A 26846-nucleotide genomic window follows, 5' to 3' on the forward strand; every position below is an offset into this window, starting at 1 on the left:
ACCTAAGCCGATGGCCGCCGATGCAACACGCGTGTTGTCGGATCCGCCGCTTCCGTTGAGGGTGAAGCTGTCCGCGCTGTGGGTCAGCCTGACCTTCTGCTACCTCTACGGCGATTACTTCGGGCTGTACAAGCCGGGCAAGCTCCAGCACATGCTCGACGGCGCCGGCCCGATGGGGCCGGCCAGCCAGTCATCGCTGCTGTTCGTCGCCTTGCTGCTGGTGGTGCCGGGGCTGATGGCGTTCCTGTCGCTGGCATTGCCGGCGCGCATCGCGCGTTGGCTCAACATCGGCCTGGCGCTGTTCTATGCGGCCTTCGTGGCGATCACCATGCCCGGCGCATGGTGGTTCTACCTGGCCTACAGCGGTATCGAGATCGTGCTGTGCGCAGCGATCATCTGGCTGGCGTGGCGTTGGCCACGCAAGGCCTGAGCCGCTTCAGCCGAGCAGTTTGCGGACGATGGCCGCGCCGGAAATCCATACGCCGGCCATGCTGCCGAGGTTGGTGAGCAGGAACACCAGCACCACCCGGCACACGCGGTTGCGGTACCAGCCTTTCAGCGTTTGCGCGTCATCGCGCAGGGCGAGGAAGTCCGGATAGGCCGGCTTGCGCAGGTGCACTTCGGCCAGCGCGCTGAACATGCCCGGCGGCAGGCCGGGGCGGAACGGCTTGAGCGGCGCGGCAATCGCTGCGGCCAGGATGCTCAGCACGTGCCCGCGTGCGAGCAGGGCACCGAGCGCGGCCAGGCCGCCGGTCCACGCGACCCATTGCAGCAGCAAGTCTTGGCCCAAGTCGGCACCACCACGGGCATAACCCCAAGCGATGCCTCCGCAGATCAGCAGCATCAGCGCGATGGTGATCCACGGGATATTGCGCTTCTTCGCCACATGCGAGAGCTGTTCGGTGAGGCCGGCCGGCGCACGCTGTTCTTCGGCAAGGTACTTCGTCATGCCCTTGAGGTGGCCGGCACCGACAACGGCGAGCACGTGTTTCGCGCCATCGCCGCGTTCGCGCAGCTTCGCCGCCATGTACTGGTCGCGTTCGTCGATCAGGGTGGCATACAGCGAAGGCGTATCGCGCGCGAAATCGCCGAAACTGGATTCGAGCATGTCGCCTTCCTTCAGTCGCTCGATATCGTCCTCGGACACGTCTTCGCTGGCGAACAAGCCGCCGCCGATGCTGGCGATCAGCTTCATCCGGTCCCACCAGCTCAGGCCCTGCATGATCCGGCGGAAAGTGATGCCGACGTCGCGATCGATCAGTTGCAGATGCAGGCCGCGCGCGACCGCTTCGGTCGATGCTGCTTTCAATTCCGCACCAGGTTCGATGCCGAGTTGTTCCGCCAGTCGCCGCTGGTAGGCGGCGAGCGCCAGGTTCGCCGCGAACGGCGCCACCTTGCGTTCGCGGATCACCTTGACCAGGTCGAGCTGTTGCAGGTCTTCGGGCTTGGTCAGCGCCTTGTGGCGTTGCTCGTCCAGCTCCACCGCCACCGCATCGAAGCGGCCGCTGTCGATCGCCGCCAGCACCGCATCGATGCTGGCCTTCGACACATGCGCGGTGCCAAGCAGGGTGTAGTGCACGCCATCGCGTTCGAGCTCGACCACGGGCTGATCGGCGAAGCGGCTTTCTTTCATCGGCGTCTCCGCCAGTGCGTGGGGCTCAGTCACGGTAGCGTTTCGTCAGGTCGCCATAGGCGTCGATGCGGCGGTCGCGCAGGAATGGCCAGATCCGGCGCACGTGTTCGCTGCGCGCCATGTCCACATCGGCCAGCAGGATCGTCGGTTCGGTACCGGCTTCGGCGATGAACTCGCCTTGTGGCCCGAGCACGTGGCTGTTGCCCCAGAATTCGATGCCGGAAGCGCCAAGCGGCGAAGGCTCATGGCCGACGCGGTTGCAACTCAGCACCGGCAGGCCGTTGGCGACGGCATGGCCGCGATGACTCAACACCCAGGCATCGCGCTGGCGATTCTTTTCCGCCTGCTCATCGGACGGATCCCAGCCGATGGCGGTCGGATACAGCAACAATTCCGCACCAGCTAGCGCCATCAGCCGCGCGGCTTCCGGATACCACTGATCCCAACACACCAGCACGCCGAGGCGGCCGACGCTGGTATCGATCGGAGTGAAACCGATATCGCCGGGAGTGAAGTAGAACTTCTCGTAGAAGCCCGGATCGTCCGGGATGTGCATCTTGCGGTACTTGCCGGCGGTGCTGCCGTCGGCATCGAAGACCACCGCAGTGTTGTGGTACAGGCCGGTGGCGCGCTTCTCGAACAGCGAACTGACCAGCACCACGCCATGTTGCTTGGCGAGCTTGCCGAGGCGTTCGGTCGATGGGCCCGGGATGGTCTCGGCCAAGTCGAATTCGTCCACCGATTCGTGCTGGCAGAAGTACGGGCCGTTATGCAGTTCCTGCAACAGGACGAGTTTCGCGCCGGATTTGGCGGCTTCGGCCACACGGGTTTCGATGACGGACAGGTTCGCCTCGGCATCGCCGTGGTTGCGCTCCTGCACCAGTGCGACGGGGAGCTTGCTGTACTTGGACATCAGACCAGGCCCTCGGGCAATTGCATGGTGATGCAGTGCAGGCTGCCGTTCTGCCAGATCAGCGGGCGGCAGGGCACCTGCACGATTTCACGATCCGGGAAGGCTACCGCCAGCACCGCGGCGGCGGCGGCGTCCGCTTCGTCGCCATAGGCCGGCATCAGCACCGCGCCGTTGACGATCAGGAAGTTGGCGTAGCTTGCGGCCAAGCGGCGTGGGTTTCCATCCGTGCCGATGTCGATGACGGGCTTGGCCCACGGCAGCGGGAACAGGCGATACGGCTTGCCGTCGCGCGTGCGCAGCGCGGCGATTTCATCGGCCATCGCTTTCAGGTCGGCGTAGTGCGAATCGGTCGCGTCGTCGCAGGCCTGGAACACGATGGCATCGCGCGCGGCGAAGCGGGCGAGGGTATCGATATGCGCGTCGGTGTCGTCGCCTTCCAGCGCACCGTGGTTGAGCCACAGCACGCGGTCCTGCTTGAGCCAAGCGGCGAGCTTGTCGGTCAATTCTTCGCGTGATGCATCCGGATGGCGTTCGTGCAGGCACTGCCAAGTGGTGAGCAGGGTGCCTTCGCCGTCGGTTTCGATGGCGCCGCCTTCCAGCGCGAAATCAATGGTCTGCCGATCCTGCGTGGTGAACACGTCCTGCGCGGTCAGGCGTTCGACCAGGCGGTCGTCGTCGCTGGCGCCGTACTTGCCGCCCCAGCCGGTGAAGCGGAAATCGAGCAGGCGGAAGCCGTTGCCATTGCGCAGGCTGATCGGGCCGGAATCGCGCAGCCAGGTATCGTCGTAGGGCACGGTGACGAAGCGCACGCGGTCCATGTCGATGCGATTCGAACGCAGGCGCATTTCCGCATAGGTCTCGACATCGTCGTCGGCCACGCAGATGACCACCGGCTGGAAGCGGGTGATGGCGGCAACCAGCGCGATGTAGGTTTCCTCGACTTCGGCCAGACGCTGGGCCCAGTCGGTCTCCGCGTTCGGCCACGCGATCAGGATCGCCGCCTGGGATTCCCACTCGGCGGGGAAGCGCACGGTATTTGTCATGCTTGGTTCTTAGGTAGTGGGCGGCTTCGGCCCAATCTCGTTCGGATCGGCCTTGGTCATGACCACGTCGATGACCTTGCTGCGCTCGAAATAGACGGTGAAGGCGGGGTAGGTCCAGCGGTTGATGGTCGGCCACTGGCGCTTCTGCCCGCCGCGCGGATCCAGGCGGTCGCGTGGCACGCCAAACCGGGCCTCGACTTGGGCCATGCTCATGCCACGGCGTGGCAGGTTGCCGGGTTCTTCCTGCACGCGTTCGATCAGCAGGACGTCGCCCTGGACTTCGCGGGGCGCATCCTGGGCGATGGCGATGCCAGGCGCGGCAACGAGCGCGGCGACGAAGAGGTTGCGGGACAGGCGATTCATGGCGACGCTCCCAATGCAGACGAGGTAACGACGGATTCTATGCCGGATACGTGAACACGCCGCGATGTCGCGATGCGCTATCCCCAGATACGACGAAGGCCGCACGCGGCGGCCTTCGGCAGCACAACCTGCGGCGAATCAGCGCTGGCGCGCCTTGAAACGCGGGTTGGACTTGCAGATCACGAAGACCTTGCCACGACGGCGAACCACCTTGCAGTCGCGGTGACGGGCCTTCGCCGACTTCAGGGAGGACAGGACCTTCATGACAGAACCTCGGCGAAAATTTGAATGGAACGGGATGGGTGAAACACGAAGCCGCGCATTCTAGCCGGGTTTGTCCCGCCGAATCAACAGCTTGAAGGAAAAAATTGCGGGGCTGCGGCAGCCGTGGCCAAGCACGGCCATAATCCATGCCCATGGACAGCACTCATCCCGACGGCACGGCACCCGTACTCACCATCGATGGCCCCTCCGGTTCCGGCAAGGGCACCATCAGCCGGATCGTGGCCGGCAGGCTGGGTTGGCATTACCTGGATTCGGGCGCCTTGTACCGCGCGGTCGGGATCGCCGCCAGCTGGTCGGATATCGACCTGTCCGACGCCTCGGCGCTGGTGCGCTGCACCTTCGATACCGAAATCGGCTTCCGCGATGATGCCGCCGGCGAGCCGCGGGTGATCGTGAACGGGCTGGATGCGACCGACGAGCTGCGCACCGAGACCGCCGGCGCCGCGGCCTCCGCCATCGCCGCCATCCCGGAAGTGCGGGCCGCGCTGAAGGACCGCCAGCGCGTGTTCCGCCAGCAGCCGGGGCTGGTCGCCGACGGCCGCGACATGGGCACGGTGATCTTCCCGGACGCCGCCCACAAGGTGTTCCTCACCGCCAGCGCCGACGAACGCGCCGAAAGGCGCTATAAGCAGTTGAAAGACAAAGGGGTTTCCGTCACACTTGACGGTCTGCTACGCGAGATTCTCGCCCGCGATGCCCGCGATGCCAGTCGCGCGGTGGCGCCGCTGCGACCGGCCGACGACGCCGTCCGCATCGACACCACCGGCCTTGGCATCGATGGCGTGGTCGCGCTGGTGCTGGATGTCGTGTCCCGCCCCGGCTCGCCCTGAAGCAAGCCTCCCGCGTCGCAGAAACTGTTCCACGTGCCGCATCCCGCGGTGCGTGGCGTCCATCCAACCATCACACATGGCCAAGCGCGTTCCTGCGCGATGCCAGACCCAAGGTGGGTCGCCCCGTACGTGCGGGCGGCCTGTGTATCCACCAGAGATTTTTCATGAATTCCGTAGCTACCGAATCCTTCGCCGAACTGTTCGAACAGAGCCAGGCCAACCTCGCCAAGCTGAAGCCCGGTGCCATCGTCAAGGGCATCGTGGTCGACGTCCGCAACGACGTCGTGGTGATCAACGCCGGCCTGAAGTCCGAGGGCATCGTCCCGATCGAGCAGTTCCGCAACGACGCCGGCGAAATCGACGTGGGCATTGGCGATGAAGTCAAGGTCGCCCTCGATTCGCTCGAGAATGGCTTTGGCGAAACCGTGCTGTCGCGCGAGAAGGCCAAGCGCGCCATGGTGTGGGACGAGCTGGAAGAGGCGCTGGAAGCCAACGCCACCATCGTCGGCCGTATCAGCGGCAAGGTGAAGGGCGGTTTCACCGTCGACATCAAGGACGTCCGCGCATTCCTGCCGGGTTCGCTGGTCGACGTGCGCCCGGTGCGCGATCCGGTCTACCTCGAGGGCAAGGAACTCGAGTTCAAGCTGATCAAGCTGGACCGCAAGCGCAACAACGTGGTCGTCTCCCGCCGCGCGGTGGTCGAGAGCGAGCATTCGGAAGAGCGCGAGCAGCTGCTGGAGAAGCTGGTCGAGGGCGCGGTGCTGAAGGGTGTGGTCAAGAACCTCACTGATTACGGCGCATTCGTCGACCTCGGCGGCATCGACGGCCTGCTGCACATCACCGACATGGCGTGGAAGCGCGTGCGCCATCCGTCCGAAGTGGTCGAAGTCGGCCAGGAACTGGACGTCCGCGTGCTCAAGTACGACAAGGAGCGCAACCGCGTTTCGCTCGGCCTGAAGCAGATGGGCGAGGATCCGTGGGACAACATCGCCCGTCGCTACCCGGCCAACAGCCGCGTGTTCGGCAAGGTCTCCAACGTCACCGATTACGGCGCGTTCGTCGAGATCGAGCCGGGCGTCGAAGGCTTGGTGCACGTCTCCGAAATGGACTGGACCAACAAGAACGTCAACCCGGCCAAGGTCGTGCAGGTCGGCGATGACGTCGAAGTCATGGTGCTGGACGTGGACGAGGAGCGTCGCCGCATCTCGCTGGGCATCAAGCAGGTCACCAGCAACCCGTGGGAAACCTTCGCCGCGATCCACAAGAAGGGCGACAAGGTGTCCGGCCAGATCAAGTCGATCACCGACTTCGGCATCTTCATTGGCCTGGACGGCGGCATCGACGGCCTGATCCACCTGTCGGACATCACCTGGAACTCCACCGGCGAAGACATCGCCCGCAACTACAAGAAGGGCGACACGCTCGAGGCAGTGGTGCTGGCGGTCGATCCGGAACGCGAGCGCATCAGCCTGGGCGTCAAGCAGATGGAACAGGATCCGCTTGGCCAGTTCATGGCGACCAACCCGAAGGGCACCAAGGTCACCGGTACCGTCAAGGAAGTCGACGCCAAGGGTGCTGTCATCGACCTGGGCGAGGGCGTGGAAGGTTACGTGTCGGCCCGCGATGTCGCGGACGAGCGCGTGGACGACGCCAGCCAGCATCTGAAGGTCGGCCAGGAAGTCGAGGCGAAGTTCGTGGGCATGGACCGCAAGGGCCGCAGCCTGCAGTTGTCCATCAAGGACAAGGACGCCGCCGAGACCGCCGAGGCGATGGCCGAGTACAACAAGGCTGCTTCCGACGCTGCCAGCGGCACCACCAAGCTGGGCGCGCTGCTGCGCGAGCAGCTGAACAGCAAGTCCGAGTGATCCTGCTGTCGTAGCACACGTGGCGGCCCGGCTTCGGCCGGGTCGCCATTTTCTTGGTCGTACTGTTGCAAGCAAGGTTCCATGACCAAATCCGAACTCATCGAATTGCTGGCCCGCCGCCAGCCGCACCTGAAGGCAGATGACGTCGACCTTTCGGTGAAGTCGCTGCTGCAGATGATGGGCGCGGCCCTCGCCGGCGGCGATCGCATCGAAGTGCGCGGGTTCGGCAGTTTTTCCCTGCATTTCCGCCCGCCGCGCACCGGCCGCAACCCGAAGACCGGCGACGCCGTTGCGCTGCCCGGCAAGCATGTCCCGCATTTCAAGCCTGGCAAGGAATTGCGCGAACGGGTCACCACCGTCGTGCCGCTGCCGACGGACGACTGAATCCCTGCCGTCCGTTAAGCTAGAAGGCGATCCCGGAGTGCCAACCAAGTGATCCGCCTGATCCGTCTCGTCGCCGCCATCGCCTGCATCCTGCTGGGCGCCGTGGTCGGCGCGCTGAATACCCAACCCGTCCTGCTCGATTTCGGCCTCGCCAGCGTGCATGCCAGTCTTGGCTTGAGCGTGCTTGTTGCGCTGCTGCTGGGCGTCGTCATCGGCGGCACCATACTCGCGGTGGGCGTGATTGCCCCGTTGCGTCGTCGCCTGCGACGTGCGGAGAATGCCGCACGAGCGCCGCGCTCGGAGTCCTGATCACATGGGCAGTTTCAATTTCGATGTGTGGATCTGGTTCATCGTGCTGGTGCCGCTGGCGGCGCTGGCTGGCTGGGTGATCGGCCGGCGTGGTGGCGAACGCCACAGCACCAACCAGGTCAGCAAGCTGTCGACCACATACTTCCGCGGCCTCAATTATCTGCTGAACGAACAGCCGGACAAGGCGATCGAGCTGTTCCTGCACATCGCCGAACTGGACAAGGACACGTTCGAAACCCAGGTCGCGCTGGGTCACCTGTTCCGTCGCCGGGGGGAGGTGGATCGTGCGATCCGCCTGCACCAGGCGCTGGTGCAGCGAGCCGATCTCAATGATTCGCAGAAAGTACAGGCGCTGCTGGCACTGGGCGAGGATTACATGCGTTCGGGCCTGCTGGATCGCGCCGAAACCGTGTTCAGCGACCTCGCGCAGATCGACCAACGTGCGCCGCAGGCGCTTCGCCACCTGATCGGCATCTACCAGTCCGAACGCGACTGGGAAAAGGCGATCGAGAATGCCCGCCGCTACGAAACGGCGTCCGGCGAACCGATGGGCAAGCTGATCGCGCAATTCGAATGCGAACTGGCCGATCGCCAGCGCGCTGCCGGCGAGATCGATGCCGCGCGTGCCTCCATCGTGCGCGCCTATGCGGCGGATTCGACTTCGGTGCGCGCCGGCATCAGCGAAGGTCGGCTCGAAGCGGAGACCGGCAATTCGACGGGAGCCGTGCGCGCATTCGAACGTGCCGCGCGCCATGATCCCGACTATCTGCCGGTGATCCTGCCGGCATTGCTGGAAAGTTACGACAAGGTGGGTGAGCGCACCGGCGCGCGAGCCTTCCTCGCCGAGATGAGCGAGCACTATCGCGGTATCTCGCCAGTGCTGGCGCTGACCAAGATGGTCGAGGCGGAAGAGGGCGTGGGCGCGGCGCGGCGCTACCTGGGCCAGCAATTGAAGGACCGCCCATCGGTACGCGGCGAAGCGGCGCTGATCGACCTGACGCTTGCGGAAAAAGCAGACGCAGAAGCCACCTTGCACGATCTCAAGCACATCACCGACCAGCTGCTGGTGCGTAACCCGAGTTATCGCTGCACCCGTTGCGGATTCGGTGCGCGCAGCCACCATTGGCAATGCCCGAGCTGCAAGGAATGGGGAACGGTGAAGCCGCTGCTGAACTATGCCGTGGTTTGAGTCTGCGTTCGAGTCGCCGGCGTTGTTGGCCAGCGCCTTCGTGCTGGCTGCCTCGGTGTCCGCGCTTGGCAGTGCATGGGCCATCGCGCATGCCCATCGCAACGACCTGTTCGACCAGCCGGGCGAGCGTCGCAGCCACGACACTCCCACGCCGCGAGGCGGGGGGGTCGGCATTGTCGTCGCGACATTGGCGACGATGCTCATCGTCATCTGGACCGGGCTGACATCGGCAAGTTGGTGGTGGGCGGCGGGTGGGCTGGTGTTGGTGGCCGCCACTGGCTGGTGGGACGACCATCGTCCGTTGCCGGCTTGGCCGCGGCTGTTGGTGCATGCCATTGCGGCGGCTTGCCTGGCGGGGGCGGTCCACCTGCAGGGGGCTGACGGGGTGGTCGTGATCACCGCATTCGCCATGACGCTGGTGCTGGTCAATGCCTGGAACTTCATGGACGGCATCAACGGCCTGGCGGCAAGCCAGGCGATGTTGTGCGCGCTTGGCTTCGCGATGGTGCTGGGTGATGTCCCGCGCCTGCTGGCACTGGTGCTCGCGGGCGCCTGCCTCGGCTTCCTGCCGTTCAACTTCCCGCGGGCGAGGATATTCCTGGGCGATGTGGGCAGCGGTGCGCTTGGCTACCTGGTGGCGATGTTGCTGGCGGCGGGGTTCGCGTCGCACCCGCCGGCTTCATGGCCGCTACTGCTGCTGCCGGCAGCGGCGATGCTGGCGGATACCGGGTTGACCCTGATCTGGCGGATGCGGCGTGGGGAGCGATGGTGGCAGCCGCACGTTCAGCATGCGTATCAACAATGGAGTCGATCCTTTGGGCATGCGCGGGTCAGCTTGGGCTATGCCACCTTCAGCGGTGTGGCGGCAATGGCGATGTTGGCCCTTATGCCGGTAGGATATGTCGGCGGGACAGGGGTCATCGTTGCATTGTTGCTGGTCTGCTTGGCTGTCTGGTCGCGCTCGCGATAAGCAGGTCGAGTTGGCGGAACCGAAGGATTCGGGGAATGGGTACATCGAAGGATCGCTTGAAGTACATCCTGCCGCGATTGGCAATCATCCTGCATGACCTCGCGATGGTCTGGATCTGCTGGCAGGGGCTGCACTACGTCCGTTATACGTTGCAATCGCCACCGCTGCCCTTGGAGCTCTTCTCGAGCACGGTCGTGATCGTGCTGGTGGCGCAAGGGCTGGTGTCGTGGCGAGTCGGCCTCTATCGAGGGCTGTGGCGGTTCGCCAGCGTTCCGGATCTCCTGAACATCTTCAAGGCCAGCGTGCTAGGCCTGCTGGCGGTGGTGATTGGCTTGTTTTTCTACAGCCGATTGGATCTCGTATCCCGCGCCGCGTTGCTGCTGTACCCATTCGTCCTCACATTGCTGTTGGGCGCGCCGCGGTTGATCTTCCGCGCCTGGAAAGACCAGCGATTGCTGAATGCCGATGACACTGCCGAGCGCGTGCTGATCCTTGGGGCAGGACAGGCCGGCGAAGTCCTGGTGCGGGATCTGCGCCGAATTGGCCGCTACCAACCCATTGGATTTCTGGACGATGCCGCGGCACTGCGCGGAACGCGCATGCACGGCCTGCCCATCCTTGGCCGCGTCGGCGACGTGGCGAGGATCGCACGCGAAACCGGCGTGCAGTTGCTGGTGATCGCGATGCCCTCGCTGGATGCGACGGCGATGCGCCGGGTGGTTGCCGTCTGCGAAGAGAGCGGCGTGCCCTATCGCACGGTGCCGAAGCTGGTGGATGTCCTCGAGGGACGTTCGTTGCCGGGTCAGCTCAAGGAGGTCGCGATCGAGGATTTGCTTGGACGCCAGCCGTTGAGCCCGGATTGGAAGGCGATCCGCGCGTGGCTGGGTGGACGTTCGGTGCTGGTGACTGGCGCAGGAGGCTCGATCGGTTCCGAGTTGTGCCGGCAATGTGCGCGGCATGGTGCCAAGCGGATCACGTTGGTCGAGATCGATGAACTCGCACTACTGACCATCGAAGCCGACCTGCGCCGCGATTTCCCGGGCATCGAGTGCCTGCCGGTGTTGGGCGATGCCGGGGACACGGCGGTCATCGCCCATGCGCTGGCCTTGGCTGAACCGGAAGCCGTCTTCCATGCCGCAGCCTACAAGCAAGTACCCCTGCTCCAGCGCCAGTTGCGCGAAGCAGTGCGCAACAATGTGCTTGCGACGGAGACGGTAGCGCGTGCCAGTCGCGATGCCGGCGTCGGTACTTTCGTGCTGATCTCCACCGACAAGGCGGTGGATCCAGTCAACGTGCTGGGCGCGACCAAACGCTTGGCGGAGATGGTGTGCCAGTCACTCGTGGATCCGCGCTCGACCCGCTTCGTCACCGTACGCTTCGGCAATGTGCTGGATTCGGCGGGCAGCGTGGTGCCGTTGTTCCGCGAGCAGATCCGTCGCGGAGGGCCGGTGACCGTCACCGATCCGGACGTCACCCGGTATTTCATGACCATCCCGGAAGCCTGCCAGCTGATCCTGCAGGCTTCGGCAATCGGCGCGCAACAGGCGGTGTATACCCTGGACATGGGTGAGTCGGTGTCGATCCGGATGCTGGCGGAACAAATGATCCGGCTCGCCGGCAAGCATCCTGGCAAGGACATCGCCATCGAGTACACGGGGCTGCGTCCTGGCGAGAAGCTGCACGAAACGCTGTTCCATGCGGATGAACGCTACAGCGCGACCGTCCATCCGAAGATCCTGCAGGCGCTGCCGCGCAGCGTGAGCCTCGAGCGCGTGGAGCCTGCCTTGCAGACACTTCGCGAGGCCTCGGCCAGCTACGACCTGGAACGGCTTGCGGCATCTCTTCGCGCTGCCGTACCGGAATTCAACCCGCTCAGCGATGCCGAAGGTGCTCGCGAGTCGACCATCGTCGCCTTCCCCGCACGCCGCGCGCGCCAGCAGTAACATCGACGCATGGAAAATCAGACTGCCAAGCGCCGCGTGCGCATCGCGGTGTTCCCGGTGGCGGGTCTGGGGACCCGTTTCCTGCCGGCCACCAAGACCGTACCCAAGGAAATGCTGCCGATCGTCGACAAGCCGCTGATCCAGTATGCGGTGGACGAGGCGGTGGAAGCGGGCTGTGACACCCTGGTGTTCATCACCAACCGCTACAAGCACGCGGTGGCCGATTACTTCGACAAGGCTTACGAGCTTGAGCAGAAGTTGGAGAAGGCCGGCAAGGCCGAACAGCTGGAGCTGATCCGCAATGTGCTGCCGCCGGGCGTGCGCGCGGTGTTCGTGACCCAGGCCGAAGCGCTGGGACTTGGCCATGCGGTGCTCTGCGCGAAGCCCGTCGTCGGTGATGAACCGTTCGCGGTGCTGCTGCCGGACGACCTGATCTGGAGTCGCGGCGATGGCGCGCTGAAGCAGATGGCCGACCACGCGGAAGCCACCGGCGGCAGCGTGATCGCGGTGCAGGACGTGCCGCGCGAGCAGACCAAGAGCTACGGCATCGTCGCCACCAAGGATTTCGATGGGCAAGCGGGGCGTATCTCGCAGATCGTCGAGAAGCCGAAACCGGAAGACGCGCCCAGCAACCTCGCCGTGGTCGGGCGTTACGTGCTCAGCCCGCGCATCTTCGACCTGCTGGAGAAGACCGGGCAGGGTAGTGGTGGCGAGATCCAGCTGACCGATGCCATCGCCCAGTTGCTGCCGCTGGAGCAAGTCGATGCGTTCCGTTTCCACGGCACCCGTTTCGACTGCGGAACGCACCTCGGTCTGATCGAAGCGACCGTGCGTTACGCGCTGGATCACGAATTGTTGAGCGATGCGGCGCGCAAGCTGATGCAGAACGCATTGGACGAAATGGGCGTGGTCGAGACCTGAGTTTCGCGTTGCATGACGCAAACGAAAACGAGGCCGTCGGCCCCGTTTTCGTTGATGCAATGGCGTGAGGCTTACAGCGCCTCGAAGATTCCCGCTGCCCCCATGCCGGTGCCGATGCACATCGTCACCATGCCGTACTTCTGCTGGCGACGGCGCAGGCCGTGCACGATGGTCGCGGTGCGCACCGCGCCGGTCGCACCCAGTGGATGGCCGAGGGCGATGGCGCCGCCCAGCGGATTCACCTTGGATGGGTCGAGGCCGGAATCCTTGATCACCGCCAGTGCTTGCGCAGCAAAGGCTTCGTTGAGTTCGATCCAGTCCAACTGGTCCTTGGTCAGGCCGGCCTGCTTCAGCGCCTTCGGGATCGCCGCGATCGGGCCGATGCCCATCACTTCCGGGCGCACGCCGGCCACGCTGAAGCTGACGAAGCGCGCCAGCGGGGTCAGGCCGTAATCCTTGATCGCCTGCTCGGAGGCCAGCAGCACCGCGCCGGCGCCGTCGCTCATTTGCGAGGAATTGCCGGCGGTCACGCTGCCGCCGAACTGGCCGTTGCGGAACACCGGTCGTAGCTTCGCCAGGCCTTCAAGCGACGAATCCGCGCGCGGGCCTTCGTCGGTATCGACCACTAGTTGCTTGAGACGCACGGTATTGCCGGCGAGGTCGGGCAGGTGCGCAGTGATTTCGTACGGGCTGATCTCGTCCTTGAATTCGCCGGCGGCGATCGCGGCAATGGCCTTCTGGTGCGAGGCCAGGGCAAACGCATCCTGCTCCTCGCGGGTGACCTTCCATTCTTCCGCCACTTTCTCGGCAGTGATGCCCATGCCGTAAGCAATCGCCACGTGATCGTCCTTGAACACGGACGGACTCAGCGCGACCTTGTTGCCCATCATCGGCACCATGCTCATCGATTCGGTGCCGCCGGCCAGCATCAGGTCGGCATTGCCCAGGCGGATCTGGTCGGCGGCCAGCGCCACCGCCTGCAGGCCGGAGGAACAGAAGCGGTTGATGGTCTGCGCGGCCACCGTGTCCGGCAGGCCGGCCAGCAGCACGCCGATGCGCGCCACGTTCATGCCTTGCTCGCCTTCCGGCATCGCGCAGCCGATGATCGCGTCGTCGATGCGGTTGACGTCGATGCCCGGCGCCTGCGCGATCACGCTGCGCAGCACGTGCGCCAGCATGTCGTCGGGGCGGGTGTTGCGGAACACGCCGCGCGGAGCCTTGCCCACCGGGGTGCGGGTGGCGGCGACGATGTAGGCGTCCTGGATTTGCTTGATCATGTCGTTGTCCTTGTCGTCGCTCAGTTACGCAATGGCTTGCCGGTCTTCAGCATGTGCGCGATGCGCTCCTGCGTCTTCGGCATCTGCGCCAGCGCCACGAAGTGTTCGCGTTCCAGCCGCAGCAGCCATTCCTCGTCCACCAGCGAGCCGCGGTCGATCTCGCCGCCGCAGAGGACGGTGGCGATGCGAGTGGCGATCTCGTAGTCGTGCGGGCTGATGAAGCGGCCTTCCAACATGTTGACCAGCAGCATCTTGAAGGTGGCGATACCGACATCGCCGGCCACCTGCACGCGCCGTGCCGGCAGCGGCGGACGATAGCCGCGTTCGGCCAACGCCAGCGCTTCCTGCTTGGCGATGTGCAGCAGTTCAAAGGCGTTGAACACGACCACGTCGTCCTTGCGTACCAGGCCAAGTTCCTTCGCCTCGACCGCAGACGCCGAGACCTTGCCCATGGCGATGGTCTCGAACACCTTCTTCAGTTCGGCGAACACGTCGCCGCCCGGGCCGGCCGCGTTCGACGCGCGTACTGCCAGTTCCTTCAGGCCGCCACCGGCCGGCAGCAGGCCGACGCCGGCTTCGACCAGGCCGATATAGCTTTCCAGATGCGCCACCGCACGCGCGCTGTGCATCTGGAATTCGCAGCCGCCGCCCAGCGCCAGCCCGCGCACCGCAGCGACCACCGGCACCAGCGAATACTTGATGCACTGGCTGGTGGCCTGGAAGTTGGCGACCATGGCGTCGAAGCCCTTCAGGTCGCCGGCCTGCAGCAGGCCCAGTGCGCCGGAGAGGTCCGCGCCGGCGGAGAACGGCTCCTTCGGCTGCCAGATCACCGCGCCGCGGAAATCGCGTTCGGCGATGGCGATGGCGTCCTGCACGCCGGACAGCACCTTGTCGCTGACCGTGTGCAGCTTGGTCTTGAACGAGATGACCAGGATGCCGTCGCCGTCGTGCCAGGCGCGCACGCCTTCGTTCTCGAACACGGTCTCGCCCGGGGCGAAGCGCTCGCCCAGCACCGGGTCGGGGAAGCGCTGGCGCTTGTAGACGGGCAGGGCGGAGCGCGGCAGCTTGGCGTCCTTGGCCGGGCTGTAGCTGCCCTCGGCGCCGTGCACGCCGTCGCGGCCGTCGAACACCCAGTCCGGCAGCGCGGCCGAACTCATGGCCTTGCCGGCCACGATGTCCTCGGCGATCCATTCGGCCACCTGCTTCCAGCCTGCCGCCTGCCAGGTTTCGAACGGGCCCAGCGACCAGCCGTAACCCCAGCGGATGGCGAGGTCGACATCGCGCGCGGTCTCGGCGATGTCCTTCAGGTGGTAGGCGCTGTAGTGGAACAGGTCGCGGAAGCAGGCCCACAGGAACTGCGCCTGCGGATGGCTGCTGGCACGCAGTGCGGCGAATTTCTTGGCCGGATCCTTTTCCTTGAGGATTTCCACCACCTCCGGCGCGGCGACGCGGTCGGATGCGCGGTAATCCTGCTTCTGGAGATCGAGGACGACGATGTCCTTGCCGACCTTGCGGAAGATGCCGGCGCCGGTCTTCTGGCCCAGCGCGCCCTTGGCGATCAGCGCGTCTAGCCACGCCGGCGACTTGAAGTACTGGTGCCAGGGATCGTCCGGCAGGGTGTCGGCCATGGTCTTGATGACGTGGGCCATGGTGTCCAGGCCAACCACATCCGAGGTGCGGTAGGTGGCCGACTTCGGCCGGCCGAGCAGTGGGCCGGTCAGCGCATCGACCTCATCGAAGCCAAGTCCGGACTGCTGGGTGTGGTGGATCACCGACAGGATCGAGAACACGCCGATACGGTTGCCGATGAAGTTCGGGGTGTCCTTGGCGTAGACCACGCCCTTGCCGAGCTGGGTGACCAGGAAGGTTTCCAGGCCTTCCAGCACCGATGCGTCTGTGGTCTTGGCGGGAATGAGTTCCGCTAGATGCATGTAGCGCGGCGGGTTGAAGAAGTGCACGCCGCAGAAACGGTGCCGGAGTTCTTCCGGAAGAACATCCGCCAACTTGTTGATTCCCAAGCCTGACGTATTGCTGGCGAGCACCGCGGTGGGCGACACGAACGGGGCGATCTTCTTGTAAAGGTCCTGCTTCCAGTCCATCCGTTCGGCGATGGCCTCGATGATCAGGTCGCAACCGCGCAACTGCTCCAGCCCGCTGTCGTAGTTGGCCGGGGTGATCGCCTCGGCCAGCGACTTGCTGGCCAGCGGCGCCGGCGACAGCTTGCCCAGGTTGCCGATGGCCTTGAGCACCACGCCATCGGCCGGGCCTTCCTTCGCGGCCAGGTCGAACAGGACGGTGTCCACGCCTGCATTGGTCAGGTGGGCGGCGATCTGCGCGCCCATCACGCCGGCGCCCAGTACCGCAGCACGACGTACAAGTAATTTCTCAGACATTGCTTGTAACCTCTTGAAAAATTAGGAAGCGTCGGCTTTGAAGCCGGCCGCTGCAAATCGGATCAGCGCCTTCGCGGCGCGTTCGCGGTGGGTGGCTTCGGAGACGCCGTGTGGGCGCTTGATCAGGCCGAAGTCCGCCATCGCATAGGTCAGCGCGCCGGACAGGAAGTCCAGGCGGCGGTACAGCTCTTCCTTGCCCAGATCCGGCATGCAGGCGCTGATCGCCTTGGCGAAATCGCGCAGCACGTGGCCGTACTGGTCGGACAGGAATTTGCGCAGGCTGTCGTTGCTCTCGGCGTAGGCGCGGGCGATGACGCGGATGAAGGCGCCGCCGCCGTGGCGGTCCTGGGCCATCGCCAGTGCGGGTTCGACGAAGGCCGCGAGGATCGGCTCAAGTTCGCCGGGGCGGCTTTCGATGGCCTGCCGCAAGGCTTTCAGGCGCTCGGCGCTCATGTCGTCCATGCGCCGGCGGAACACCTCGTTGACCAGGTTGTCCTTGCTGCCGAAGTGGTAATTGACCGCCGCGATGTTGACGTCCGCGCGGCTGGTGACCTGCCGCAGCGAGGTGGTGGCGAAGCCCTGCGCGGCGAACAGCTCTTCGGCCGCGTGCAGGATTCGATCCTTGGTGGAGAAGTGTTGCAGGCTCATCCCGCGACCTCATGAATCAAACGCTTGTTTGATATTAGGGCGGGGCTTCGGCGCGCGTCAACGGTTGGGCGACGATCGGCTCTCGAAACAGGTGCGTGGAGGCGCTGTCATCGGTTAGAATTCTCCGCAGCCATATCGGCCAAACCCGCGCCAGTACGCGGGTTTTTCTGTTATCTTCGGGTCAGCAACGGACGTTTGCGACCCGCCTGACTGGAGTTATCCCATGGCGCTGGAGCGCACCATTTCGATCATCAAGCCCGATGCCGTTGCCAAGAACGTCATCGGCGAAATCTATTCCCGCTTCGAGAAGGCTGGCCTGAAGGTCGTGGCCGCGAAGATGAAGCACCTGTCCAAGCAGGAAGCGGAAGGCTTCTACGCCGTGCACCGCGAGCGTCCGTTCTTCAATGCGCTGGTCAATTTCATGATCTCCGGCCCGGTGATGATCCAGGTGCTGGAAGGCGAGAACGCCGTGCTCAAGAACCGCGAGCTGATGGGCGCCACCAATCCGAAGGAAGCGGCCGCCGGCACCATCCGCGCCGACTTCGCCGACAGCATCGATGCGAACGCCGTGCACGGTTCGGATTCGCTGGAGAACGCGGCGATCGAAACCGCCTACTTCTTCCCGGCTACCGACGTCTACGCGCGCTGAGCTTGAGATGAGCGATACGCGCACACCGAATATCGACATCGCCCTCGTCGGCGATGTTGCCGGTGCGCGCGATTCGGTTGCGGTAGCTCCGGCTGCCGCATCCCGAACCAACATCTTCGATTTCGACCGCGCTTCCCTCGAACGTTTCTTCGAGGAAGATCTTGGCGAAAAGAAATTCCGCGCGCAGCAGGTGATGAAGTGGATCCATCACCGCTACGTGACCGATTTCGGCGAGATGACCGACCTTGGCAAGGCGCTGCGCGCCAAGCTGGAAGAGCGTGCGGTCGTGCATGCGCCGCAACTGCTGTTCGACAAGGCGTCCACCGACGGCACCCACAAGTGGCTGCTCGGCATGGATCCGAAGAACGCCATCGAAACCGTCTACATCCCGGACAAGGGCCGCGGGACGCTGTGCGTGTCAAGCCAGGTGGGTTGCGCGCTGAACTGCCAGTTCTGTTCGACAGCCACGCAGGGATTCAATCGAAATCTTTCCACCGCCGAGATCATCGGCCAGGTGTGGATCGCCGGCCGCCATCTGGGCAACGTGCCGCACCAGCAGCGCAAGCTCACCAACGTGGTGATGATGGGCATGGGCGAGCCACTGGCGAATTTCGATAACGTGGTGCGCGCGATGAGCATCATGCGCGACGACCTGGGCTATGGCCTGGCCAACAAGCGGGTGACGCTATCGACCGCCGGCATGGTGCCGATGATCGACAAGCTGGGCGAAGTGTCCGACGTGTCGCTGGCGGTCTCGCTGCATGCGCCGTTCGACGAGTTGCGCAGCGAACTGGTGCCCCTCAACAAGAAATATCCCATCGCTGATTTGATGGATGCCTGCGTGCGCTATGCGTTGCGCAAGCGTGGCACCTCGGTGACCTTCGAATACACCCTGATGAAGGACGTCAACGACCAGCCCGAGCATGCACGCGGACTGGTCAAGCTGCTGCGCGAGTTCGACCGTCGCGTGCAGATGAAGGACGCCGCCAAGGTTAACCTGATCCCGTTCAACCCGTTCCCGGGTACGCGTTTTGCGCGACCCACGGACGAGGCGATCCGCTCCTTCCAGAAGCAGCTCAATAACGCCGGCATGATCGCGCCGGTGCGGCGTACCCGTGGCGACGACATCGATGCCGCCTGCGGCCAGCTGAAGGGGCAGGTGCTGGATCGCACGCGCCGTTCGGCAGAGCATCGCAAGCGCCTGCAGGAAAATGGTTTGACCCAAAGTGGGGTGTCGGATGCGGCGTGAAATGCTTGCATTGGCCGCATGTTTCATCCTTCTTGCCGGCTGCAGGCAGCTGGAGCGGCTGAGCTTTATCCGGCCGGATGCCAGCCGCGGCGAATTCACCAAGATTGCGCCCAGGTATGAGGTTAGCGACAGCGGGCAGAAGGCCTTGCCGGCAGCAGCGGAAAGCCTGGTTGCCTCGGCGGTCTCGCAGTACAACGCGGGGAACTACAACGAAGCCGGGCAGTTTGCGCGGCAAGCATTGAAAGCGGATCCGCAACTCGCCGATGCGCATGCGATCTTGGCCTTGCTTGCCGAACGTACCGGCAATTCGGCCGAGGCGGGAGGGCATTACCTCAAGGCTGCGACACTGTCCCCCGGAGTTGGCATCCATGCCAACAACTACGGTACGTGGCTGTGCGCCAACGGTCGTGCGGCGGAATCCCTGGCGTGGTTCGACCGGGCATTGGCTGATCCGAACTACCCAACGCGTTCCGCCGCGTTCGCGAATGCCGGTACCTGTGCAGGCCGGGCGGGGCAGGCGGATCGAGCCGAAACGAATTGGCGGAATGCGTTGGCGCTGGACTCGAATGATGTGCAGTCCTTGGCGGGGATGGCGTCGCTGCAATTTGCCCGAGGGGGTTACCTGGATGCACGGGCCTTCGTCGAGCGATGGCTGGCGCTCGCCCCATCGGACACGGAGGCCTTGCGCCTTGGATCCCAGATTGAACAGAAACTAGGCGACAGTGCTGCTGCACAACGTTATCTTTCCCGCCTGCAGGCGATTTCCCCCGATTCCACGACTGCCCCCCGTTCGCAATGACTTCGCACCCGGATACCCACCATCATTCACTGGCTGGCTGCGGCGAGCGCCTCAAGCAGGCGCGCGAAGCTGCGGGAATGAGTGTTGACGATGTCGCCACCAAGCTGCACATGCCGGCACGCATCGTGCGATCGCTGGAAGCGGAGGACTGGTCTCAACTGGGTGCGCCGGTGTTCGTTCGTGGCCAGGTGCGGAGTTATTCGCGCCTGATGGGCCTGATGACGGCGCCGATGATGGATGCGTTGGTCGACGTGGGGCCGGTCGAGCCCTCGCGGATCATCAGCCGTACACATACGCCCAAGGCGCAGTGGTGGGCCGAACAGCTCGGCCGACGCCTGGTCTACATCGTCCTGACGTTGTTCCTGGTGGTCCCTGCCTGGGTGGCGACCCGCCAACACCTGTCCAACACCAGCGGGGATGCTGCGCCGCTCGACCTGCCGGTGGACACGTCAGGTGCCTACGAGCAACCGCAAGCCAGGCAACCGGCCATGCCGCGGACGGTCGTGGCGTCGATGGCACCGGTGGCTGCCACCCCGGCGACTTCAAGCGATATCGTCATTCGCACCCGCGGCGAAAGCTGGATCACCGTGACCGCAGTTGATGGCAGCAGCCTCGAGAAAGGCCTGGTACCTGCCAACAGCGAACGCCGTTATGCCGCCGCTCAGGTGGCGCGCCTGACCATCGGCAATGTCTCAGCGGTGGATATCGAGAATCATGGGCGCAGCGTGGATGTGGGCAGCTTCGCCCGCGCGAACGTTGCACGCTTTGCGGTATCCTCAGACGGTTCGCTCGTCGCGGCGGATTGAAGCGGCTGTTCCGGTTGCCGCTCGTCACGACGACGGCTTTCAATTCCAACATTTGACGACCTGCGCTTCGAACGCGGGCATAGAGACAGCATGGCGATCGATGATCTGCTCGACGAGCATGAACAGAGCGAACGAGTCCGCTCGTGGGTACGCAGCAATGCACTGGGCCTGATCGGCGGCATTGGTCTTGGCCTCGGCGCCATCGCCGGCTGGCAGTGGTGGCAGGGCCAGCAATTGCAGCGCAGCATGGCGGTCAACGGCCGCTACGCCGAAGTGGTGAAAGCCTATGAAGCCGGCCAGCTCCCGACGGACAAGGGCCGCGCCGCGCTGGATGCCATCGGCAAGGGCAACCCGACCTTGGCCACGCTGGCGGGATTGCAGTTGGCGAAAGCGCAGGCGGATGCAGGCAAGCGCAATGATGCGATCGCCACGCTGCGCGGGCTGAGCAACCTCGACCGGGATCTGCGCGCCGTGGTGCACCAGCGCCTGGCGCTCCTGCTGATCGACGCGGGTCAAGGCAAGGAGGCGTTGGCCTTGCTCGACGACGAACGCAACCCGGCAATGCTCGATGCGCGTGGTGATGCCCAATTCGCCGTGGGCGATCGTGCCAAGGCGCAGGAGGCCTATCTCAAGGCCCTTGCCCTGGTCGATGTCGCCGATCCGCAGCATCGCCTGCTGACCCTGAAACTGATCGAGGCCGGCGGCACGCCGCCGCACACCGAGGACAAGACCTGATGACCCAGGACACGCGCCGCCGTTTGCGCCTGATCGCCGCTACCGCGCTGGCGGTTGCTCTTCTGTCCGGCTGCACCACCATCAAGAACGTGTTCGATGGGCGCGGCAAGGATCATTCGAAGGATCCCGCCAAACTCGTCCAGATCACCCCCAGCGTCACCGTGAACAAGCTGTGGAACGCGTCGATCGGCAAGGGTGAGGAAAAACTTGGCGTCGCCCAGCGTCCCACCATCGCCGATGGCCACGTGTACGCGGCGGCAGTCGAGGGTGGCGTGTCGGCATTCGATCTGCATACCGGGCAATCCCTTTGGCGCTATGCCTCCGAGTTGCCGCTGACAGGTGGCCCCGGTGCGGGCGACGGCTTGGTCGTGGTCGGCAGTCTGGAAGGTGACGTGATCGCGCTGGACGCTGCCACGGGTACAGAGAAATGGAAGTCGAAGGTTGCCAACGAAGTGCTGGTGGCCCCGGCCGTGGGCGGAGGCATGGTGTTCGTGCATTCCAACGACGGCCGCGTCACCGCACTCGATGCCGGCAGCGGTGAGCGTCGCTGGTTCTACAGCGCCGATGTGCCGGCACTGACGGTGCGTGGCAGTGGCGCAATCACCATCGGCCCCGGCATCATCTTCGTCGGCAACGACAACGGCACACTGACTGCACTGTCAATGACCGATGGCAATGTCGTTTGGACGACGCCAGTGGCGCAGCCCGATGGCCGCAGCGAACTGGAGCGCATGGCCGATGTGGATGGCCCGGTCGTGCTGGACAACACGATGCTGTATGCGACCAGCTACAAGAACCACACCGTCGCCATCGATGGCCCCAGCGGGCAGCTGATGTGGGATCGCGAGAACGGCGGCCCGCGCGGTCTGGGCTTGAGCAATTCGGCGGTGGTGGTCACCGATCCGACAGGCAAGGTCTGGGGCATCGACAAGAACACTGGCGGTAGCTTGTGGCAGCAGGCCGGCTTGGCTTACCGCAATACCAGTGCGCCGGCTGTGCAGGGCGATTACGCCGTGGTTGGCGACATGGAAGGCGTGTTGCACTGGCTGCGCCTGAATGACGGCGCGTTCGCCGCACGCTCCAGCCTGGGTGGTGCGATTTCCGGCCAGCCAGCGGTGGCCGATGGCATCCTGGTGGTGCAGACCATCGAAGGCCAGCTCGCCGCGTTCGCCCTGCAATAAAGCGTCGCACCGGCCTTCGGGCTGGCATGCATCCGCGGCCCCGGCTACCCTGCCGGGGCCGTCGCGTTTTTCGCACCACACGTTCCAGACGACAGAATCCGCGCTTCCGCGCAAAGGTTGATCCATGCTTCCCCTCGTCGCCCTGGTCGGGCGCCCCAATGTCGGCAAGTCCACGCTGTTCAATGCGTTGACCCGTACCCGCGATGCGCTGGTGCACGACGAACCGGGCGTCACCCGCGACCGCAACTACGGCGTGTGCCGACTCATCGAAGGCCACCCGTTCGTGTTGGTCGATACCGGCGGCATCGCCGGCGAGGACGAAGGCCTGGCCGGTGCCACCGCACGTCAGTCGCGTGCCGCCGCGGAAGAAGCGGACCTGATCCTGTTCATCGTCGACGGCCGCGAAGGCGCCTCGGCGCTGGACGACGACATCCTGCGCTGGCTGCGCAAGCTGTCGAAGCCGACCCTGCTGGTCGTCAACAAATCCGACGGCATCGACCTGCAGGCTGCGATGGCGGATTTCGCGCGCTACGGCTTCGGTGATGCGCTGCCGGTCTCGTCCGCGCATCGCACCGGCATCGATGAACTGCTGGCGAAGGCGCAGAAGCTGCTGCCGGAAGAGGGTACGACCGAGACCCTGGACGAAGATCCGACGCGCGTGCGCATCGCCTTCGTCGGCCGCCCGAACGTGGGCAAGTCGACGCTGGTCAACCGCATCCTGGGCGAGGAACGGATGATCGCCTCGGAAGTGCCGGGTACGACGCGCGATTCGATCGCGGTCGACCTGGAGCGCGACGGCCGCAAGTACCGCCTGATCGATACCGCCGGCCTGCGCCGCCGCGCAAAGGTGGAAGAAGCGGTCGAGAAATTCTCCGTGTTCAAGACCCTGCAGGCGATCGAGCAATGCCAGGTTGCAGTGCTCATGCTGGACGCCAGCGAAGGCGTGACGGACCAGGACGCCACCGTGCTCGGCGCGGTACTGGATGCGGGCAAGGCGCTGGTCATCGCCATCAATAAATGGGACGGCCGCACCGATTACGAACGCCAGCAGGCGGAAACACTGGTCTCGCGCAAGCTGAGTTTCGTGGAATGGGCGGAGAACGTGCGCATCTCCGCGCTGCACGGCTCCGGCCTGCGCGAGCTGTTCCGCGCGATCCACCGTGCGCATGCCTCGGCGACCAAGGTATTCAGCACCGCCGACGTTACCCGTGCGATCGAAGCGGCCTATACCGCCAACCCGCCGCCGGTGGTGCGCGGGCACGTGCCGAAGATGCGCTTCGCCCACCCGGGCGCTGAAAGTCCTCCGACCTTCATCGTGCATGGCACGCGGCTGAAGTCGTTGTCGAACACCTACCAGCGCTATCTGGAGAATTTTTTCCGCAAGCGCTTCAAGCTGGTGGGTACGCCGATCCGCTTCATCTTCCGCGAAGGCGAAAACCCGTACAAGGACAAGAAGAACGTGCTGACGGATCGGCAGGTCGCCAAGAAGCAGCGTTTGATCCGTCGCGTCAAACGCGCCAAGTAACCGCGCGATGATCGCGCGGGGCGAGGTCATGCTGGGCATCCTGGCCGGTGGTCGCGCCAGTCGCCTCGGCGGTCGCGACAAGGCCTGGTTGCAGCGTGATGGCGTGGCGCAGGTCGTGCGCATCGCGCGGCGCTTCGATGGCGAATGCGGGGGGGTGCTGGTCAGCGCGAACCGCGATTTGCCGCGTTACATCGCACACGGACTGGCGCCGATCGAGGATCGCGTCGCTGATATCGGCCCGCTCGGTGGCCTTGAAGCCTTGGCCTCTGCATGCGCAACACCGTGGTTGCTGACGGTGTCGGTGGATATCGTCGACGCCAACGACTGCCTGCTGCGTACGCTGGCCACCGCCGGTGGCAACGGCGCGATGGCCGAGGATGACGACGGTCTGCAGCCGCTGGTCGCGCTGTACCGCGTCGCGCCGCTACGCGATGCCGCTGCGGCGGCCATTGCCACCCGGAATTTCTCGGTGCAGGCCATGCAGGCGCGGTTGTCGTTGCCGCGCGTGCGTTTCGACGGGCTTCGCTTCGGCAATCTCAACACGCCGGAGGATTTGCGTCTGGCAGGCTATGTCGATGACTGAATTTCCGGCTTCGATCCTGTTCGACGATGCACGCGCGATCCTGCAACGTGTCGCGATGGCGCAACGCTTGCCTGTCGAGCATGTGGCGTTGGCGCACTGTCACGGCCGGGTACTGGCGCAGGACATCGTGGCGCCGATCGCGCTGCAGCCGTTCGACAACAGCGCGATGGACGGCTACGCCTGTCGCCATGCCGATTTGCATGGACAGGAATTCGTCCAGTTGAAGCTGGTCGGCGAGCAGTTCGCCGGCCGTGCACTGGGCCTGCAGGTGGGCGAGGGCGAATGCGTGCGCATCACCACCGGCGCGCCGATGCCGCAGGGCGCGGACAGCGTGGTGATCCGCGAGGACTCGAGTGCCAATGGCGGTGCGATCACGCTGCGTGCCGGCGTGCGCCTTGGCGCCAACGTGCGCAAGGCCGGCGAGGATGCGCAACCCGGCGATCCGGTGTTGCGCGCGGGCACGTTGCTCAATGCCGTGCAGGTATCGCTGGCGGCCTCGCTCGGCATCGACCGTTTGCCGGTATCGACCAAGCCCACGGCCGCGGTGTTCGCCACCGGCGACGAGCTGGTCGAACCTGGCCTGCCGCTGCAGCCGGGCGAGATCTACAACAGCAACCGCGAACTGTTGATGGGCCTGTTGCGCGCGGAAGGCCTTGAGCCGATGGCATGGCCGAGCCTCCCAGACGATCCCGCACGCATCGCGGCCATGCTGCAGGACGCGGCCTCCAGCTTCGATATCGTCATTACCTGCGGTGCAGTGTCGGCGGGGGAGAAAGACCACATCCCGGCGATGCTGCAGACGCACGGCTCGGTGCATTTCTGGAAAGTGAAGATGAAGCCGGGCATGCCGCTGCTGGCCGGCCAGTTGGGACAGGCGCAGTTCCTGGGCCTGCCGGGCAATCCGGTTTCGGTGCTGGCGACCTTCCTCACGCTGGGTCGTGAGCTGGTGGATGGCATGCAGGGCAGAACGCCGCGGCCGCGGCGGTTCGCGCGATTGGATGTGGCCATCGACAAATCGCATCCGCGCCGCGAGTTCGTGCGCGGCAGCCTGCGCTGCGACGAGGCCGGCATGCAATGGATCGCGCCGAACGCCGCGACCGGCTCGCATCGCCTGCGCGCTGCCGCCGACGCGGATGCGCTGTTGATCCTGGCCGAAGGCACGCAGTCGCTGGTGCGCGGCGAGGTTGTCGAAGTGCTCACGTACTGATCGGCATAATCGCGCGATGCCGATTCGACTCCTCACGCCAAGCGAAGCCCATGCACGCCAACAAGCGGGCGCATACCTGATTGACGTGCGCGCCGCACATGAGCGCGCGCTTGGCATGGCCGTGGGCGCACACGGCATCGTCCGCGAAGAACTGGAGGCCGATGCCGCGCAACATCTGCGGACGCTGGATGCCGAAGTCTTGCTGATCTGCCAGCGCGGCCTGCGTTCTCGACAGGTGGCCGAATTCCTCGAAACACACGGTTATCGCAACCTGTCTTCGGTCGAGGGCGGTACTGACGCCTGGGATGCAGCCGGCCTGCCGATGCTGCGCGCGGACATCGATGTCGATTTCAGCGAACGTTACTCGCGCCACCTGCGCCTGCCGGATGTCGGTCTTGAAGGGCAGAAGAAGCTCGAAGCTGCATCCGTGCTGTTGGTGGGTGCGGGTGGACTGGGCTCCCCGGCGGCGTACTACCTTGCTGCTGCAGGCATCGGCACCCTGCGCATCGCCGACGACGACGTGGTCGACCGCAGCAACCTGCAGCGGCAAATCCTGCATACCGATGCGCGCATCGGCGTGCCCAAGGTCGAATCGGCCGCCATCGCGTTGTCCGCGCTGAACCCGCGCACCAAGGTTGAAGCCGTGCGCGAACGCATTACCTCGGACAACGTGGAGCACCTGCTTGAAGGCATCGACGTGGTGGTGGATGGCGCCGACAACTTCCCTGCGCGCTACCTGCTCAACGACGCCTGCGTAAAGCTGGGCAAGCCGCTGGTGTACGGCGCGGTGCATCGTTTCGAAGGACAGGCCAGCGTGTTCGACGCCGGCCGTCATCGCGGCGAGGCGCCGTGCTATCGCTGCCTGTTCCCGGAGCCGCCGCCGCCGGAAGCCGCGCCGAATTGCGCCGAGGCCGGCGTGTTGGGCGTGTTGCCGGGCGTGATTGGGCTGTTGCAGGCCACCGAGGCAATCAAGCTGCTGCTCGGCATCGGTGAACCGTTATGCGGCCGCTTGCTGCAGTTCGATGCGTTATCCATGAAATTCCGCGAGACGCGGCTAACGGCAGATCCGCAATGCCCGGTTTGTGCACCGAATCGCGCATTCCCTGGTTATGTCGATTACGCCGCGTTTTGTGCTGGAGGTTGAAA

At 64.9% G+C, this 26846-nt stretch carries 26 protein-coding genes and 1 pseudogene; 19 read left to right on the top strand and 8 right to left on the bottom strand.

Annotated elements, in window-relative coordinates:
• Positions 1-10: 10 nt before the first annotated feature.
• On the top strand, positions 11-430 hold the full coding sequence (locus tag G7079_RS07440) for a DUF6326 family protein (RefSeq protein ID WP_166056705.1): 420 nt from the start codon (positions 11-13) through the stop codon (positions 428-430).
• A gap of 6 nt (positions 431-436) precedes the next feature.
• Here the strand turns inward: G7079_RS07440 and G7079_RS07445 are convergent, their stop codons facing one another.
• The 5 genes and pseudogenes from G7079_RS07445 to ykgO form a co-directional block, all read right to left on the bottom strand.
• A complete protein-coding gene (locus tag G7079_RS07445; RefSeq protein WP_166056706.1) occupies positions 437-1633 on the bottom strand; it encodes a TraB/GumN family protein in 1197 nt (398 codons plus the stop codon).
• A gap of 25 nt (positions 1634-1658) precedes the next feature.
• The gene (locus G7079_RS07450) at positions 1659-2546 is read right to left on the bottom strand and encodes a carbon-nitrogen hydrolase (RefSeq protein ID WP_166056707.1); all 888 of its coding nucleotides are present in this window, start codon (positions 2544-2546) and stop codon (positions 1659-1661) included.
• Complete coding sequence (locus tag G7079_RS07455) at positions 2546-3589, bottom strand: agmatine deiminase family protein (protein ID WP_166056708.1); 1044 nt, start codon at positions 3587-3589, stop codon at positions 2546-2548. The genes G7079_RS07450 and G7079_RS07455 overlap by 1 nt, the downstream gene beginning before the upstream one ends.
• A 9-nt stretch (positions 3590-3598) precedes the next feature.
• Positions 3599-3859 (bottom strand): annotated as a pseudogene (locus tag G7079_RS07460) (hypothetical protein); the annotation flags it as partial.
• A 231-nt stretch (positions 3860-4090) separates the two neighbouring features.
• Positions 4091-4216, bottom strand: coding sequence for a type B 50S ribosomal protein L36 (gene ykgO, locus G7079_RS07465; RefSeq protein ID WP_010342887.1), 126 nt, complete (start codon positions 4214-4216; stop codon positions 4091-4093).
• A 152-nt stretch (positions 4217-4368) separates the two neighbouring features.
• Between ykgO and cmk the strand changes: the two genes are divergently transcribed.
• The 8 genes from cmk (at position 4369) to galU (ending at position 12648) form a co-directional block, all read left to right on the top strand.
• On the top strand, positions 4369-5067 hold the full coding sequence (gene cmk, locus G7079_RS07470; protein ID WP_166056709.1) for a (d)CMP kinase: 699 nt from the start codon (positions 4369-4371) through the stop codon (positions 5065-5067).
• Positions 5068-5231: 164 nt separating this feature from the next.
• A complete protein-coding gene (rpsA, locus tag G7079_RS07475; RefSeq protein ID WP_166056710.1) occupies positions 5232-6932 on the top strand; it encodes a 30S ribosomal protein S1 in 1701 nt (566 codons plus the stop codon).
• A gap of 81 nt (positions 6933-7013) precedes the next feature.
• Positions 7014-7316 (top strand): integration host factor subunit beta, encoded by a 303-nt coding sequence (locus G7079_RS07480; RefSeq protein WP_166056711.1) that lies wholly within the window; start codon positions 7014-7016, stop codon positions 7314-7316.
• 48 nt (positions 7317-7364) lie between these two features.
• Complete coding sequence (locus G7079_RS07485; RefSeq protein WP_166056712.1) at positions 7365-7625, top strand: lipopolysaccharide assembly protein LapA domain-containing protein; 261 nt, start codon at positions 7365-7367, stop codon at positions 7623-7625.
• Positions 7626-7629: 4 nt separating this feature from the next.
• Positions 7630-8814: a lipopolysaccharide assembly protein LapB gene (gene lapB, locus G7079_RS07490; protein WP_166056713.1), complete on the top strand. Its 1185-nt coding sequence runs from the start codon at positions 7630-7632 to the stop codon at positions 8812-8814.
• The gene (locus tag G7079_RS07495; protein ID WP_166056714.1) at positions 8801-9784 is read left to right on the top strand and encodes a glycosyltransferase family 4 protein; all 984 of its coding nucleotides are present in this window, start codon (positions 8801-8803) and stop codon (positions 9782-9784) included. Before lapB ends, G7079_RS07495 begins: the two co-directional genes overlap by 14 nt.
• Positions 9785-9819: 35 nt before the next feature.
• On the top strand, positions 9820-11727 hold the full coding sequence (locus tag G7079_RS07500; RefSeq protein ID WP_166056715.1) for a nucleoside-diphosphate sugar epimerase/dehydratase: 1908 nt from the start codon (positions 9820-9822) through the stop codon (positions 11725-11727).
• Positions 11728-11736: 9 nt separating this feature from the next.
• Complete coding sequence (gene galU / locus G7079_RS07505; protein ID WP_166056716.1) at positions 11737-12648, top strand: UTP--glucose-1-phosphate uridylyltransferase GalU; 912 nt, start codon at positions 11737-11739, stop codon at positions 12646-12648.
• A gap of 71 nt (positions 12649-12719) precedes the next feature.
• Here galU and G7079_RS07510 read toward each other — a convergent pair whose 3' ends face one another.
• From G7079_RS07510 to G7079_RS07520, 3 genes are read right to left on the bottom strand one after another with little or no spacing between them, the layout of a single operon-like run.
• Positions 12720-13925, bottom strand: a complete 1206-nt coding sequence (locus G7079_RS07510; RefSeq protein WP_166056718.1) for an acetyl-CoA C-acyltransferase — start codon at positions 13923-13925, stop codon at positions 12720-12722.
• 20 nt (positions 13926-13945) lie between these two features.
• The gene (locus tag G7079_RS07515; RefSeq protein ID WP_166056719.1) at positions 13946-16318 is read right to left on the bottom strand and encodes a 3-hydroxyacyl-CoA dehydrogenase/enoyl-CoA hydratase family protein; all 2373 of its coding nucleotides are present in this window, start codon (positions 16316-16318) and stop codon (positions 13946-13948) included.
• 21 nt (positions 16319-16339) lie between these two features.
• Positions 16340-16966, bottom strand: a complete 627-nt coding sequence (locus G7079_RS07520; protein ID WP_166056720.1) for a TetR/AcrR family transcriptional regulator — start codon at positions 16964-16966, stop codon at positions 16340-16342.
• A 223-nt stretch (positions 16967-17189) separates the two neighbouring features.
• Here G7079_RS07520 and ndk point away from each other — a divergent pair, with 223 nt between their 5' ends.
• The 10 genes from ndk to moeB all read left to right on the top strand — a co-directional run bounded on the left by ndk (position 17190) and on the right by moeB (position 26844).
• On the top strand, positions 17190-17615 hold the full coding sequence (gene ndk / locus G7079_RS07525) for a nucleoside-diphosphate kinase (protein WP_166056721.1): 426 nt from the start codon (positions 17190-17192) through the stop codon (positions 17613-17615).
• A 7-nt stretch (positions 17616-17622) separates the two neighbouring features.
• Positions 17623-18864, top strand: coding sequence for a 23S rRNA (adenine(2503)-C(2))-methyltransferase RlmN (gene rlmN, locus G7079_RS07530; protein ID WP_240906140.1), 1242 nt, complete (start codon positions 17623-17625; stop codon positions 18862-18864).
• Between the two features lies 1 nt (position 18865).
• Positions 18866-19663: a type IV pilus biogenesis/stability protein PilW gene (gene pilW, locus G7079_RS07535; RefSeq protein WP_206203187.1), complete on the top strand. Its 798-nt coding sequence runs from the start codon at positions 18866-18868 to the stop codon at positions 19661-19663.
• Positions 19660-20469: a RodZ domain-containing protein gene (locus G7079_RS07540; protein ID WP_166056724.1), complete on the top strand. Its 810-nt coding sequence runs from the start codon at positions 19660-19662 to the stop codon at positions 20467-20469. The genes pilW and G7079_RS07540 overlap by 4 nt, the downstream gene beginning before the upstream one ends.
• A 90-nt stretch (positions 20470-20559) precedes the next feature.
• Entirely contained in the window at positions 20560-21204 is a 645-nt protein-coding gene (locus G7079_RS07545; protein WP_166056725.1) for a tetratricopeptide repeat protein, read from the top strand.
• Positions 21204-22385 (top strand): outer membrane protein assembly factor BamB, encoded by a 1182-nt coding sequence (gene bamB, locus G7079_RS07550; RefSeq protein ID WP_166056726.1) that lies wholly within the window; start codon positions 21204-21206, stop codon positions 22383-22385. The genes G7079_RS07545 and bamB overlap by 1 nt, the downstream gene beginning before the upstream one ends.
• A gap of 124 nt (positions 22386-22509) precedes the next feature.
• Positions 22510-23910, top strand: a complete 1401-nt coding sequence (der, locus tag G7079_RS07555; protein WP_166056727.1) for a ribosome biogenesis GTPase Der — start codon at positions 22510-22512, stop codon at positions 23908-23910.
• Between the two features lie 7 nt (positions 23911-23917).
• A complete protein-coding gene (locus G7079_RS07560; RefSeq protein ID WP_166056728.1) occupies positions 23918-24493 on the top strand; it encodes a molybdenum cofactor guanylyltransferase in 576 nt (191 codons plus the stop codon).
• Positions 24486-25700, top strand: a complete 1215-nt coding sequence (gene glp / locus G7079_RS07565) for a gephyrin-like molybdotransferase Glp (RefSeq protein ID WP_166056729.1) — start codon at positions 24486-24488, stop codon at positions 25698-25700. The genes G7079_RS07560 and glp overlap by 8 nt, the downstream gene beginning before the upstream one ends.
• 16 nt (positions 25701-25716) lie before the next feature.
• Entirely contained in the window at positions 25717-26844 is a 1128-nt protein-coding gene (moeB, locus tag G7079_RS07570) for a molybdopterin-synthase adenylyltransferase MoeB (RefSeq protein ID WP_166056730.1), read from the top strand.
• Positions 26845-26846: the final 2 nt, after the last annotated feature.

Origin of the sequence: Thermomonas sp. HDW16 (assembly GCF_011302915.1) — a bacterium.
GTDB lineage: Bacteria > Pseudomonadota > Gammaproteobacteria > Xanthomonadales > Xanthomonadaceae > Thermomonas.